This is a genomic window from Bacillus sp. PDNC022 (assembly GCF_016919285.1).
Taxonomy (GTDB): Bacteria; Bacillota; Bacilli; order Bacillales; family Bacillaceae; genus Bacillus; species Bacillus safensis.
The window spans coordinates 2,525,637-2,540,266 of the sequence record NZ_CP070345.1 but is presented as its reverse complement, the minus strand read 5'-3'; the positions used below and the strand labels follow the sequence as shown (position 1 = coordinate 2,540,266).

The 14,630-nt window shown below is 43.5% G+C and carries 13 protein-coding genes; 11 read left to right on the top strand and 2 right to left on the bottom strand.

The annotated features are described in order from the left end of the window. The first annotated feature begins 2 nt into the window (after nt 1-2). The 4 genes from opuAB (at nt 3) to JVX94_RS12915 (ending at nt 3,426) form a co-directional block, all read left to right on the top strand. A complete protein-coding gene (gene opuAB, locus JVX94_RS12930) occupies nt 3-848 on the top strand; it encodes a glycine/proline betaine ABC transporter permease subunit OpuAB (protein ID WP_056766792.1) in 846 nt (281 codons plus the stop codon). Beyond that, complete coding sequence (locus tag JVX94_RS12925; RefSeq protein WP_144472804.1) at nt 848-1,729, top strand: glycine betaine ABC transporter substrate-binding protein; 882 nt, start codon at nt 848-850, stop codon at nt 1,727-1,729. Before opuAB ends, JVX94_RS12925 begins: the two co-directional genes overlap by 1 nt. A 39-nt stretch (nt 1,730-1,768) precedes the next feature. Continuing rightward, nucleotides 1,769-2,593 carry an alpha/beta fold hydrolase gene (locus JVX94_RS12920; RefSeq protein ID WP_197197994.1) on the top strand — a complete coding sequence of 275 codons (825 nt, stop codon included), beginning with the start codon at nt 1,769-1,771 and terminating at the stop codon, nt 2,591-2,593. A 110-nt stretch (nt 2,594-2,703) separates the two neighbouring features. Beyond that, complete coding sequence (locus JVX94_RS12915; RefSeq protein WP_205183411.1) at nt 2,704-3,426, top strand: SDR family oxidoreductase; 723 nt, start codon at nt 2,704-2,706, stop codon at nt 3,424-3,426. Nucleotides 3,427-3,474: 48 nt separating this feature from the next. Here the strand turns inward: JVX94_RS12915 and JVX94_RS12910 are convergent, their stop codons facing one another. Further along, nucleotides 3,475-4,602, bottom strand: a complete 1,128-nt coding sequence (locus tag JVX94_RS12910; RefSeq protein ID WP_197197993.1) for a M20 peptidase aminoacylase family protein — start codon at nt 4,600-4,602, stop codon at nt 3,475-3,477. Nucleotides 4,603-4,755: 153 nt separating this feature from the next. On the opposite strand from JVX94_RS12910, the gene JVX94_RS12905 reads away from it, so the two are divergent. From JVX94_RS12905 to JVX94_RS12895, 3 genes are all read left to right on the top strand, one after another. Beyond that, nucleotides 4,756-6,186, top strand: coding sequence for a YfcC family protein (locus JVX94_RS12905; RefSeq protein WP_205183409.1), 1,431 nt, complete (start codon nt 4,756-4,758; stop codon nt 6,184-6,186). A gap of 217 nt (nt 6,187-6,403) precedes the next feature. Further along, nucleotides 6,404-7,351 (top strand): L-lactate dehydrogenase, encoded by a 948-nt coding sequence (locus JVX94_RS12900; protein WP_205183407.1) that lies wholly within the window; start codon nt 6,404-6,406, stop codon nt 7,349-7,351. A gap of 43 nt (nt 7,352-7,394) precedes the next feature. Beyond that, complete coding sequence (locus tag JVX94_RS12895) at nt 7,395-9,017, top strand: L-lactate permease (RefSeq protein ID WP_205183405.1); 1,623 nt, start codon at nt 7,395-7,397, stop codon at nt 9,015-9,017. A gap of 44 nt (nt 9,018-9,061) precedes the next feature. Here the strand turns inward: JVX94_RS12895 and JVX94_RS12890 are convergent, their stop codons facing one another. Then, entirely contained in the window at nt 9,062-10,051 is a 990-nt protein-coding gene (locus tag JVX94_RS12890) for a LacI family DNA-binding transcriptional regulator (protein WP_205183402.1), read from the bottom strand. A 109-nt stretch (nt 10,052-10,160) separates the two neighbouring features. On the opposite strand from JVX94_RS12890, the gene JVX94_RS12885 reads away from it, so the two are divergent. The 4 genes from JVX94_RS12885 to JVX94_RS12870 are packed head-to-tail and all read left to right on the top strand — an operon-like array spanning nt 10,161 to nt 14,615. Continuing rightward, the gene (locus tag JVX94_RS12885; protein WP_205183399.1) at nt 10,161-11,486 is read left to right on the top strand and encodes a DegT/DnrJ/EryC1/StrS family aminotransferase; all 1,326 of its coding nucleotides are present in this window, start codon (nt 10,161-10,163) and stop codon (nt 11,484-11,486) included. Beyond that, nucleotides 11,461-12,327: an HAD-IIB family hydrolase gene (locus JVX94_RS12880; RefSeq protein ID WP_144485944.1), complete on the top strand. Its 867-nt coding sequence runs from the start codon at nt 11,461-11,463 to the stop codon at nt 12,325-12,327. Before JVX94_RS12885 ends, JVX94_RS12880 begins: the two co-directional genes overlap by 26 nt. Beyond that, on the top strand, nt 12,324-13,370 hold the full coding sequence (locus JVX94_RS12875; RefSeq protein ID WP_024424339.1) for a Gfo/Idh/MocA family protein: 1,047 nt from the start codon (nt 12,324-12,326) through the stop codon (nt 13,368-13,370). Before JVX94_RS12880 ends, JVX94_RS12875 begins: the two co-directional genes overlap by 4 nt. Nucleotides 13,371-13,424: 54 nt before the next feature. After that, a complete protein-coding gene (locus JVX94_RS12870; RefSeq protein WP_144485939.1) occupies nt 13,425-14,615 on the top strand; it encodes an MFS transporter in 1,191 nt (396 codons plus the stop codon). Nucleotides 14,616-14,630: the final 15 nt, after the last annotated feature.

The following is a 14,630-nucleotide window of genomic DNA, read 5'->3' as shown; positions in this document are numbered from 1 at the left end:
GTATGAGTGATTTACCTAGAATTCCGTTCGCGGAATATATCGATCAATTTGTTGACTGGTTAACATTAACGTTTGGTGGTTTCTTTGATGGCATCACAAATGGATTATCAGGAACAGTAAATGGGATTGTGGCAGCACTTGGCGTCATTCCATCCATTATTTTAACCCTTATCTTTGCCGGCATTGCTTGGTGGATCAGTACAAGAGGAGTTGCTCTTTTCACACTTATTGGATTTTTACTGATCGACTATTTAGGCTACTGGCATCCAATGCTTCAAACACTTGCGCTCGTTTTGACCGCTGTGGTCATTTCCATCGTGATCGGGGTTCCGATCGGTATTTGGGCATCACAGAAGGAAACAGTGCGTAAAATTGTGACACCTATTTTAGATTTAATGCAGACAATGCCTGCATTCGTTTATCTATTACCAGCGATCTTCTTCTTTAACATTGGGGTTGTTCCTGGGGTTGTGGCATCGGTTATTTTCTCCATGCCGCCAACGATTCGTATGACCATTCTAGGTATTAAACAAGTACCAGCTGATTTAATTGAAGCAACCGAAGCATTTGGTTCAACGACATTCCAGCGTTTATTCAAAGTTCAGCTTCCGCTCGCAACAAAAACCATCTTAGCTGGTATTAACCAAAGTATCATGCTGGCTCTATCAATGGTCGTGATTGCGGCAATGGTAGGTGCACCAGGACTTGGTTCAGAAGTATATAGTGCGGTAACGCAGCTGAAAACAGGTATTGGTTTTGAAGCAGGTATTGCCATTGTTATTGTGGCGATTACACTTGACCGTATTACCCAAAACATTAAAACGAAAAAATCCAGGGGGAATGCTTAATGTGGAAAAAGTCTCTCTACATTGGGATGACCGCCCTGCTTGTCTTTTTACTAGCCGCTTGCGGTGCTCAGACAGATTCTAATGCGAGTGCAGCACAGCAGGTGAATAAAACCATTATCGGAATCGATCCTGGTTCAGGGATTATGGCACTGACAGATCAAGCGAAAAAGGATTACGGCTTAGAGGATTGGACGGTTGTGTCTGCATCAAGTGCAGCGATGACGGCAACACTTAAAAAATCTTACGACCGTAAAAAGCCAATCATCATCACTGGCTGGAATCCACACTGGATGTTTTCCCGCTATGATTTAAAATATTTAGAGGATCCAAAAAAATCTTATGGTGAAGCGGAGGAAATTCATACCATTTCACGTAAAGGATTTGCGAAGGATCAGCCGGAAGCAGCCAAAATGCTTAGTCAGTTTAAATGGTCTCAAGATGACATGGGCGAAGTCATGATTGATATCCAAGATGGCGTGAAACCACAGGATGCCGCCATAAAATATGTGAAAAAACATAAAGACCAAGTGGCGAAATGGACAAAAGGCGTGAAAAAGTCGAATGGTGACAAAGTCAATCTTGCCTACGTTGCCTGGGATAGTGAGATTGCAAGTACCAATGTCGCAGCAGAAGTATTGCGTGAACTCGGGTTTAAAGTGACGTTGACTCAGGTTGAAGCAGGTCCAATGTGGACAGCAATTGCAACCGGAAGTGCGGATGCATCATTATCCGCTTGGCTGCCAAATACGCATAAAACGTATGCAGCGAAGTTTAAAGGAAAATATGATGACCTTGGTACAAGTATGAAAGGTCTTCGAATGGGTCTCGTTGTTCCGACTTATATGAAAAACGTCAACTCGATCGAAGATTTGAAAAAATAGCCAATTGTATAACAGTTCCCTTATAATAGAAGGGAGCATATGGAAAAAGCAGTCTGCTCAATAAGCGGCTGCTTTTTCTTATACATAAGGATGGTGGATGAGTTGTCGATGGTGGAAAAACCGATGATGATTTTCCTGCACGGCGGAGGCGTAAGCAGTTGGATGTGGCAGGAGCATATGGAAACTTTCAAGGAAACGTACGAATGCTATTCTCCTGATTTTATTGGTCACGGGACAAGAGCAAAAGAAACGTCGTTTTCCATGCGAGAAAGTGCCCTTGAAGTGATTTCATGGATGAAGGAGCATGCACATGGCCGAACGGTTATTCTGATTGGTTTCTCTCTAGGGGCACAGGTAGCCGTTGATGTGTTAGCGAGAGAGCCAGACATCGCAGACATCGCCGTCATCAATAGCGCCCTTGTGTTGCCATTACCATATCTCTATTTGATGGTAAGGCCCATTTTACCTCTTACATATCCGTTATTAAAGAAAGATTGGTTTATCCAGCTGCAAGCAGAAAAGATGGGACTTCCTAACGATGTACTGGGTCATTATGCGTCAGATTCGAAACAATTGCAAAAGAAGACTCTGCTTACGATGTTTCAAGAAAACCTTCATTACAAGCTCCCTGACACATTTCAACAAGCAAAGGCACGCATTCTTGTCACAGTGGGAGAAAAAGAAAAAGGCATCATGAAACGGTCAGCAAAAAAAATAACAAATTCACATCCGAAGGCAGCAGGTGTCGTCGTTCCCGGTATTGGACATACATTTACTTTTGAGAAAAAAGAACTTTTTACAGAGATGATCAAAAGCTTTATAGAGGCACGTGCATTACCAGTGGAATTAAAGGAAATCCAGTAGCCGCGCTAATTAATATTTGAAGATGAGCATAAAAGGGGCGGTGGTCTCTTAGAATCTGTATGATATAGGTATAAAACGCTTTCAGTTTGTGTGCCATAGAAGGAGGAGCTATGAGTAAAAACTATATCATATTCGGTGCAAGTCAAGGATTAGGAGATGCTTTTGTAAAGGGTCTTCCTTCAAGTGGAGATACAGTTTGGATTGTGTCGCGAAGTGAACCAAGCAGCTTGAACATAGATGACGGTGTACATAGAATTTGGCTGAAAATCGACTTATCTAGCCAAACGCATATCCCTTATATGCTCGAAGCACTGGAGAACAAGACGATTGATGTACTCATCTATAACGTCGGTTTATGGGAAAAACGAGGCTTTGAAGACGATTATTCCTTTGATCACGATCAGCCAGAGGATATTGCACATCTAATCAATGTGAATATCACCTCAACCATTACGTACATCCAGGCACTGCTTCCGCACGTAAGGAAATCGGAGAATGGAAAAATCATCGTCATTGGCTCAACGGCGGGACTCGATCATACAAACCTGCCGCAGGTCTCGTTTGTTGCATCTAAATTTGGCCTGCGCGGAATTGTGAATGCGCTGAGAGAGCATGTGAGGAAAGATAAAATATCTGTCACCTGTATCAATCCAGGAGAGCTGGCGGCGGAGGTCCCGTATGAAGATGGAGCCGAAAAGGCCATCACTCTATATGATGAAACGAGAATCCCTGTCCAGGATATTGTGGAGCTTGCGAGATGTGTGATTCATTTATCTAGGGTATCTTGCGTGAAAGAAATCAATGTTCCAGCTATGACAGATCTGAATGCATAATATAAAGCAGACCACCCGCCATGAAGAGAAGGCGGGTGGCTTTTTATTTTATGATGAATGCTGCTGGAGTGTTTGATAGACAGCCTCAGTCAAAATTTCAATGCCAGTAAAGATTGCAGAACGGTCGAAGGTCATATACGGATGATGAAGACCGGGCTTTAAATCACAGCCTAATCCGAGCATCGTGGATTTGATATGCGGAAGCTTTGCCGCATAAAAGTGAAAGTCCTCTCCACCTGTTGTGACGATCGGGGGATCAAGCTGCTCTTTGCCTAAAACCTGCTCAATCGCATGAGACATGAACTGGACAGCTTCCTCATTTAAGGTGGCGGCAGGCAGACGATGGTCTGTTGAAAGTGTAATGGAAGCGCCAAAGGCATCCGCTACAGAATGAACGGCTCTTTCAATTTCTTTTTCTAGTTCATCCATCACTTCGTTTGTTTGCGCCCGTACATCTAATGTAAAAGAAGCTTTGCCTGGGATGATGTTTGAGCTGCCCCCGCCAGCATGTAGATTGGTCATTTTGACAGAATGCGCGACTCTTGGATCGACATGGATATGCGCGAGTCTCTGCACAAGGGTAGAAGCCACTTCTATTACGTTGACGCCAAGGTGTGGACGTGCACCGTGCGCTTCCTCGCCAATAATGGTGCCGACATAATGATTACTTGATCCGTGCAAAATAGCAGGAGCGCAGCGTCCGTTTAATGTTTCTTGAATTGGGCGCACATGTACGCCATATAAGTAATCGACATCTGCCAGCACACCTTTTTCAATCATTTTCAGCGCACCGCCGCCTCTTTCCTCGGCAGGCTGAAAGATGAAACGGATCGTGCCATTCGGGCGTTCTTTTTCCTTTAATGCCATGAAGGTGCCAAGAGCCATTGTCATGTGTGCATCGTGGCCACATGAATGATTGGCTTGAAACTCACCATCTACTTCCTGCCAAAGTGCATCAATATCGGCTCTCACAGCGACCACTGGTGCGCCTTCTCCAATTTCACCGATCACCCCTGTACAGTCGTCAAATGTTTGAGTTTTGCAGCCCAATTTTTTCAATCTATTTTCAATATAAGCGGTCGTTTCTGTTTCTTCCCAGCTTATTTCTGGGTGGGCATGCAAGTGTTCAAAGATGTCTGTCACGGTTTGTTTCATTTCGTTTGTCAAAGTTGTCATGAGAAGCCTCCTTGCTGACAGATAATCTGCCAAAACGTTATTTTAGTGAAATAATATTGCTCTTAAATATCAACAGTGTTTATAATATAACACATCATTTGATTATTCTGAAAATTAAGTGAAATTCCGATCGGGACAAAGGGGTTTTGACACATGAAAACTGCGACAGTATCAGCACCAGAGAAACAAAAACGAAAACTTCAAATGCCGGATGCGTATGTTCTCTTATTTATGATTGCACTGATTTGTACGATAGCAACGTATTTTGTACCAGCGGGTGAGTTTGACCGAAAGACATCTGGGGAGATCACAACAGCCGTTCCTGGCAGCTATCACCGTATTGATCAATCACCGGTGAGTCCAGTTGGCTTTTTTACAGCGATACAAGAAGGAATGGTAGGGTCCTCTTCTATTATTTTTCTGATTCTATTTACGGGCGGAACCATTGCCATTTTAGAGAAGACAGGTGCTATTAACGGGATGATTCACCATGTCATCAGCCGATTTCAAACGAAGCAATTATTGTTTATTTGTATTGTTGGGGGATTATTTTCAGTCCTTGGAACGACCGGAATTGTCGTGAACTCTGTCATTGGGTTTATTCCAATCGGCATCATTGTAGCACGATCCTTGAAATGGGATGCTGTAGCAGGAGCGGCTGTCATATACATCGGCTGTTATGCAGGGTTTAACGCAACGATTTTATCTCCATCTCCATTAGGTTTATCACAAACGATTGCAGAGCTGCCGATCTTTTCTGGCATTGGCCTGCGTGTCATTATTTATCTTTGTTTTCTTATTTCTAGTATTGTGTACATCTATTTATATACAAGACGTCTGAAGAATAAAGAAAAGGGAAGCATTCTAGGCGATCAATGGTTTCCTGCTAAGGGGCTTGGCGGAGCCGATGCGGAATCTGTGGACAAGCCTGCATTTACTGGCAGACATAAGCTGATTTTAGCGGTGTGCGGATTGTCACTTGGAGGTTTCTTATATGGCGCACTTCAGCTAGGCTGGACCGATAAGGAAATGGCGGGTGTGTTCATTTTTATGGCTATCGCTGCTGGACTGCTTGGAGGATTAGCAGCCAATGATATTGCGAAAACGTTTATTATTGGGTGCCAAAGCCTTGTATACGGCGCACTTATTGTTGGGATGGCACGCTGTATTTCGGTCATTTTAGAAAACGGAAAGCTGCTTGATACAGTGGTTAATGGCTTGGCAAGTATGCTGACAGGCTTTAGTCCAATCGCTGGTGCGATCGGGATGTATATTGCGAGTGCGCTTCTTCACTTTTTGATTTCATCAGGGTCAGGTGAAGCCGTTGTCTTTATCCCAATTCTTGCGCCGCTGGCTGATTTAATGGGCATCACAAGACAGATAGCTGTAGAAGCGGTAATGCTTGGCGAAGGGGTGGTCAACTGTATCAATCCGACTTCTGGTGTGTTGATGGCTGTGCTTGCTGCAAGTGGTATTCCTTATGTAAAGTGGCTGCGTTTTATGGTGCCGCTTGCCCTCATTTGGTTTGTCATCGGTCTTGTGTTTATTTGTATCGGGGTCATGATCAACTGGGGACCTTATTAATCATGTATGAAGCTGCCGAAGAGCGTTTGGCAGCTTTTTTCTTGTGGAAATATGTATGAAGCCAGCGCTTTGAAAGCACAATAAATGTGTTCACAAATTCGCTACATATATTTTTTGAGCAACCCCCTTGCAAAAGTTTGTGAAGTGTTGCACAATATGTATGTGAAATACTTCACATAAGAAAAGCAGCCTAGTTTTACTCAGGAGGATGAGATAAATGACAAACGAAAAAGTAAACAAAGTAGCCCTTATTGGAGCAGGTTTCGTCGGCAGCAGTTATGCCTTTACATTAATAAATCAAGCGATCACAGATGAATTGGTTGTCATCGATTTGAATCAAGACAAAGCAATGGGTGACGTGATGGATTTAAACCACGGAAAAGCATTTGCCCCGCATCCTGTGAATACATGGTATGGAGATTATGAGGATTGTAAGGATGCAGATATCGTCTGTATCTGTGCTGGAGCAAATCAAAAGCCAGGTGAAACAAGACTTGACCTTGTTGAGAAAAATTTAAATATATTTAAAGGCATTGTAGAAAACGTAATGAAAAGTGGATTTGATGGCATTTTCTTAGTTGCTACAAACCCAGTGGATATTTTGACATATGCGACTTGGAAATTCAGTGGTCTTCCAAAAGAACGAGTGATTGGCAGTGGTACGACGCTTGATACGGCAAGATTTAGATACATGCTCAGTGAGTACTTTGAAGCAGCGGCACACAACGTGCATGCGTACATTATTGGAGAGCATGGAGATACAGAGCTTGCTGTTTGGAGTCATGCGAATATCGGAAGTGTACCAATTACAGAATTAATGAAGAGAAATGATCAATACAAACAAGAAGACTTAGATGAAATCATGGAAAATGTCCGTCATGCGGCTTACCAAATCATTGAGAAAAAAGGCGCCACTTATTACGGTGTAGCAATGAGTTTAGCCCGTATTACAAGAGCGATTCTGCACAATGAAAACAGCATTCTAACTGTCAGCACTTACTTAAATGGAGAGTACGGAGCAGAAGATGTCTACATTGGTGTACCTGCCCTTGTGAATCGAAATGGCGCAACAGAAGTGATGGAGCTTGCACTGAACGATACGGAGAAAGAAAAATTTGCACACAGTGTGAATGTGTTAAAAGAGATTTTGGCTCCTCATTTTTAATCAATTAAAAGCAACCTATCTGAGCAGAAAAGGATGAATCACTATGTGGCAGCAAATATATGATCCGTTTGGTAATGAATTCGTCAGTGCATTGGTGGCAATGCTCCCAATCTTGTTTTTCCTTCTTGCATTAACCGTTTTTAAGCTAAAAGGTGTTTTAGCCGCTTGTTTTACCTTAATCGTCAGTTTTGTAACAGCTGTTTTCTTCTTTCATATGCCAGTTGAAAAGGCATTATCTGCTGTGCTGCTCGGTATATCTAATGGGCTGTGGCCAATTGGATATATCGTCATCATGGCGGTATGGCTCTATAAAATTGCTGTGAAATCTGGTAAGTTCGATGTCATTCGTTCTAGTATTGCAGGAATCTCTCAAGATCAACGTCTTCAGCTCTTATTAATTGGTTTTAGCTTTAATGCATTTTTAGAGGGAGCTGCTGGGTTTGGTGTACCGATTGCGATCAGTGCCGCTCTCTTAACAGAGCTTGGGTTTAAACCTCTGAAAGCTGCGATGCTCTGCTTAATTGCCAATGCTGCATCTGGCGCATTTGGTGCTGTGGGCATCCCAGTGATTACAGGGGCGCAAATGGGCAATATGACGCCGCTTGCGTTATCTCAAACCCTTGTATATACGATCCCGTTTATTTCATTCTGTATTCCGTTTCTCCTTATTCTGATTGTAGATGGATTCAAAGGAATCAAAGAAACTCTGCCAGCCTTGCTTGTTGTGAGTGGAACCTATGCCATTTTGCAAGCTGTCACAATGGTGACGATGGGTCCTGAGCTTGCCAATATTATTTGTGCATTAGCAAGTATGGGGATTTTGGCTTTATTTCTTCGGAAATGGCAGCCAAAACACATTTATCGTGAAGAAGGAGCGCCAGATATTGAACAGAAACAAACGTATCGCGGTGTTGAAATACTGAAAGCATGGTCTCCGTTCTATATTTTAACTGCTGTTATTACAGTATGGAGTCTGCCAGCATTTAAAGCATTGTTTGCTGTAGGAGGACCGCTTAACTGGACGACCATTATAGTGAAAATGCCGTTTTTACATCAGCAAATTGTGAAATTACCACCAATTGCACAAACAGAAACACCTATTGATGCGATCTTTAAAATTGATGTCATTAGTGCAACGGGTACTGCCATTCTGATTGCGGTCATGCTGACAGGGCTGTTTAGCAGACATATTACATTAACAGAAGGCGCTGTCTGCTTAAAAGCAGCGGTGAAAGAGCTTTGGATTCCTGTTCTGACTATTTGTTTTGTCATGGGCTTTGCCAACCTGGCGAACTTTGCTGGACTAAGTTCAGCCATTGGACTTGCTCTTGCCAAAACAGGCGATTTGTTCCCGCTTGTCAGCCCGGTGCTTGGCTGGATCGGCGTGTTTATTACGGGGTCTGTTGTGAGTAACAACGCCTTATTCGGTAACCTTCAAGCGGTCACTGCTTCTCAAATCGGCTCACAGGCAGGTTTGTTAATTGGGGCGAATACGACCGGTGGTGTGATGGCGAAATTAATTTCTCCACAATCTATCGCTATCGCTACAGCAGCTGTTGGAGAAACAGGGAAAGAATCTGAGCTCTTCAAAAAGACCGTGAAGTACAGCTTCATTCTGCTCGGTATTGTATGTATATGGACATTTATTCTTGCTCAATTTGTATAGGTTGATAGATTAAAAAAGACTGAGAACTCTCTCAGTCTTTTTCTTTATGTAGATTCTCTTGTCACGAGCCGGGTAGGCAGCTGGATATGTTCGCGCTGTAATGGTTGTTGATCTTGCAGGAGTGCGATCATTTGCTGTACAGACCGCTGGCCAAGCTCTACGATCGGTATGTCAATCGTGGTGATTGTTGGAGCTGTCACCTCACATATGTCTTGGTTGTCATAGCCGATGACCGCTAGATCCTTGGGGATTTGATAGCCATATGAAATGGCCTGTTTAATGAGCCCTGCTGCGACTTGATCATTGCCGGTGAAAATGGCATCAGGCGCATTGTTCATGTGATGGATGACATCCATTAAGCGAAAGCCGTCTTCAATGGTAAAGGCCTCTCCAAACAGCCAATCATCTTGCAGCGGCAAACCGCGAGCAGAGAGTGCATCAAGATAGCCCTGTTTCCTTTGTTTCTGCGCTTCACTGCTTTCTGTATCAAAGCAAAACCCAATCGATTTTCGCCCCGACCGAATCAAGTAGTCGACCGCTTTATAGGCAGCTTCCCGTTCATCGTATCCGATAATCGGGATGTTTGCTGTTTGATGATATTCATTAGCCATGACAATGGGGCCGTTTGTTAAATATGGCTCGATCTTTTCCCACTGATTTTCTAATGCCCCCAATATGACCCCATCGACTTCTTTTCTTTTTAATAATTGAAGCCCTTCAAGCTCTAATGCTTGTTGATAAAACGTCTGAAGCACGATGGCTTTATATCCTTGATCCAGGGCTTCCTTTGAAATGCCTTTAATTAATTGTGCAAAAAAAGGATGGTCCACAGCTGGAACAGACACAGCAATGGTTTTTGTCTGATGTGACCTTAGTGTGCGGGCTGCTGAACTCGGTGTATATTCCATTTCTTTCATCACCTGTAAAATGAGCTGCCGTTTTTCTTCTGACACATATGGGTGATGGTTTAGCACTCTGGAAACGGTGGTGGTTGAAACCCCGCAGCGTTTGGCAATTTCATAAATTGTACACATATTAACAAATCCTTTACACAAAGTTATTGTTCTGAAACCGATAACATCATTTACAATGTGAAACAAGTTAAATATTAACAAAAGGAATTGATTAATTGGAGGGAATGGAATGCAAATATTGACGAAGATATCAGGTAAAAGCAAGGATTATCTTCCTTTGCTGGATATGATCAATCAAGGTGTTCAAGTAAAGGCTGATTCAGTTGAAAAGCATCTAGCAAATGAAAAGCTGGTGACGTTCCTTGAGCAAGATATAGAGCGCACAGGTTTGGAAAAAATTCTCTTCCATTATAAACAAAATAAGGAAAAAAAGATACCGTTTCTGCCAGTTGACAAACTGATTTCAGAGGATGAAATCGATGATATTATGCTGGTGCTGAAGGAAGTATTGAGCTCTGGCCGTTTTACTTCAGGGCCATATATTCCGACGTTTGAAAAGGCGATTGCTGAGTACTTAGGGAAAAAATATGTCATTGCCACGTCAAGTGGAACAGATGCATTGATGATCAGTCTCATATCAGCAGGCGTCCATCCAGGAGACGAGGTGATTTTGCCAGCCAATAGCTTTGCTGCAACAGAAAATGCAGTGCTTGCCATTGGGGCTGTTCCGGTTTATGCCGATATCGATCCAGAAACCTACTGCTTGGCACCGAGTGAAATTGAGAAGCATATCACAGATAAAACGGTAGCCATACTACCGGTTCATTTATATGGAAAGCAAGCAGATATGAAGGCGATTTCGGCGATTGCGAAACAGCATGGGTTGAAAATGATTGAAGATGGCTGTCAAGCGATTGGCAGCAGCGGACTTGGTGCTTATGGAGATGGACTTGTTCTCAGCTTTAATCCATACAAAAACCTTGGGGTCTGCGGAAAGGCAGGAGCCATCGCTACAAATGATGAGGCTCTAGCGGAAAAATGCATGGAGATCAGCTATCACGGATTTGAAGCTGGAAAGAAAAATGTCAAACGCAGTGACTACGGCTTTAATTCCAAAATTGATAATTTGCAGGCAGCGATCGGACTCGAACGAATGAAGTATCTAGGATTGCAAAACTTTAAACGTTTTTACTTAGCAAAGCGATACATTGATCAGCTGCAAACGCTTGAGGATGAAGGATATATGAAGCTTCCGAAGCTGACGGATGATCATGTATGGCATCTATTCCCGATCCGAGTACTGAAGGGAGACCGAGATGAACTGGCAGCGAAATTGTTGGAAATGGGCATAGAGACGGATGTCTATTACCCGATTCTATCGCATCAGCATCAAACAAATCTTGTTTCTCAAAAATATAGACAAACGACACTTCCACACACGGAAAAAGCAGCGCAGCAATTACTTCACTTGCCGCTTTATCCAGGAATGCCGCTGCAAGATCAGGAGAAGGTCATCGAGGGGGTTCAACATGTTATCAAGTCTTCCATTCAATAAAAAACTGCTGAATCAGCCAAAAAATCCACAGTGGATCGTCTTCTGTGACTTTGATGAAACCTATTATTCTCACGGAATGACAGAGGAGCAGAGAGAGGATATCAAGCGGCTGGAAGCCTTTGTAGCAGAAAAGAGTGAAGCGGGACAGCTCTTGCTGGGCTGGGTGACGGGAAGCAGTCTCGATTCTGTCACGAGCAAAATGAAAAAAGGCGGTTTTCATCAATTCCCGCATTTCATTGCGTCGAACTTAGGGACTGAGATTGTATATACGTCAGATGCTCATTTTGGACAGACAGATGCAGAGTGGATGAAGCGGCTGGATGCGCAGGGCTTTTCAGATGAAAAAATCGAAGACATCCTGGAAACCATCCGAGAAAAGGGAATTTCCCTTAGACCGCAAACGCAGCTGGGCAGCTCAGGGTATAAGAAGAATTTCTATTATCAGGAGCAGGATGAGCGGACGGATCTTCATCATCTATCATTTATCCAAACACTTGCTAAAGAGCGAGGCGTGGCAGTCAACATCAACAAATGCAACCCGCTTGCAGGAGATCCTGCGGATTGCTATGATGTCGATTTTTTACCAGTCGGAACAGGGAAGGATGAAATTGTCCGTTTTATGCTGAACCAATATGATTTATCGAAAGATCAAGGCTTTGCCTTTGGTGATAGCGGGAACGATTTGCGGATGCTTCAATCCGTCACGCACGGTTTCCTTGTCCAAAATGCGACAGCCGAAGCCAAACGGCACCATCACCAAATTTGTCATCATGGGTATGCAAAAGGAATCTATGAAACACTGAAAACAGTGATGTATAAACATGAGGAGGCACATTCATGAAGAAAATTGGAATTGTTGGAGCAGGGAATATTGCAAAAGCACATGCAAGAGCATTATCAACGATCAAAGGTGCAGAATTATCCGGTGTCTATGATTTGCACGAGTCCGTTGCACAGGGATTCATTAAACAGTACGGCGGACGTGTGTATTCAAGTATTGAGACACTGGCAGATGCATCTGATGGGTTGATCATTGCTTCTCCTAATTTTTGTCACAAGGACCATGCCCTTCAATCGCTAAGAGCAGGACAGCCGATTTTATGTGAAAAACCGATGGCTGTGTCGCTGAAGGAAGCGAAGGAAATGGTGGAGACAGCCAAACAGTTCCAAGTTCAAGCCAGTATGGGCTTTAACTATCGTTATTTATCCTTTGTGAATATATTGAAGAACTTGATTGCTAACGGTGAATTAGGCCGCATTTTAACCGTCAGAACTCATTTTAAGAAAAACAGTGCCCTTAGAAGAAAGACATTTTCATGGAGAGACAGCGGAGAAAGTCTGCGTACGAGCGGTGCATTAGGGGATCTTGGTATTCATTTGATTGATATGCTGTGGTACTTATTTGGCAGTGAAATGAAGAAAGAATCACTTAATACCAAGATGCTGACACACGTAAAGGAAAAAGAAGAGAAAAAGGTTCAGGTGGATGATCATACCGAAATTTTCGGACAGATGGAAAATCAAGTGTTCTTTCATTTGGTGACATCCAAAAGCACGCAGCCTGAGGAATGTGGATTTAGTGTAGAAGTCGTTGGTCATGACAAGGTATTCAAATACCATACGAACATGAAAAACGAATATGAGATCAGTGATGGATTGTGTGTGGAACGTCATCAAATGCCGCAAACCTTGCTGACAGATCCGCCAAATGAATTTTACGGATGGTCCGATACATTCCGCGATCAGCTGATGCATTGGGTGAATACAGATCCATACCCATCTCATATGAAGGTCGCTGATTTTGAAGATGGGTATCGCGCACAGGCTGCGCTCAATACATGCTTTGAGAGGGAAGAGGCAGTTGTCTCTGCCCAGGCATATTAAAGAGGTGGAGCGGAGGATGTGATGACTCCGCTCCTTTTTAGAGGAAGTGAAAAGATGAAAAAGGTATTTTATTTTGGCTGTGTCTTTTATTTTTTTATTGGGACCATTCATGTGTTTTTTGGCAGCTTAACGCCTTATTTGCTGTCGAGTTACGATAAGGGTCCCGGGGAATTATCATCTTTAATTTTTTTTCAGTTTATTGGTTTTTTGACAGGTGTTCTGTTATCCCCCATTCTAGTGAGAAAAAAAGGCTATGGCGCTGTGCTGACGATGGGTCTTTTGCTGATGATCGGCTCACTTCTGCTGGGGCTGTTGGTGCCGGGCTGGACAACGCTTGTGCTGGCAGGTTTTTTTCTTGGGAGCGGCGCTGGCAGTCTTGAGACAACAGCCGGTGCGTATGTCATTTCGATGGCTAATAGTGCAAAGCGAATCAGTATTATGGAGGTCTTTTTTGGATTAGGTGCGCTGTTATTTCCGCTAGTGATTCTGCTGACTGTCACAGAACAGACATGGCAGTATGTGTTTTTATTTCAGGTGGGTGCGCTGACATTTTTCCTCATGCTCTGGCTGGTTTTTATGAACAAGCTGCCTCATGGACAGATGGATGCTCCCTCCACAGGGGGGACGCGGAAACCGTCTTTACTTGTTGATCGAAACAATCGAATGATCGTGGTCATTATGATTTGCTTTGCCTTTTTCTACGCAGGAATTGAAACGAATTTTGCGAACTTTTTGCCGTCGATCATGCTGGAAAAAGGGGGAGAAAATTGGGGCCTCTTTGCGGTCTCTACTTTCTGGACAGCGATCGTCATCGGCAGAACCGTGATTGCGAGAAAAGCTGATCAGCTGCATCCGCTGCGTTTTTTAAAGCTAAGCGCATCACTTATGATTCTGCTGCTTGTGATATTCGCTCTGACAACCCACATCGCCGCGCAGCTGATCCTCATCTTTTTCATCGGCCTTTGCGCAGCTGGCATGTTCCCAATCGCACTGACAGCATCTGCCTTAATGATTGAAAATGCCATCGATGAGGCGACGAGTTATTTTATTGCAGCCGCGAGCTTAGGCGGAGCCTGCTTGTCCTTTTTGATTGGATTTAGTCTGGAATGGGCAGGAGCGGCAAGTGCCGTCTTTGTATTTGCCTTCTTAGCTGTTCTTCTGTTTGCAGCTGCGATTCAAATGAATCGTTCTAAGAAAAAAGAAACGGTACACGCGCAGCAGTCGGCACTGAAAGCAGACCGCTAAGCGAATGACCTTACG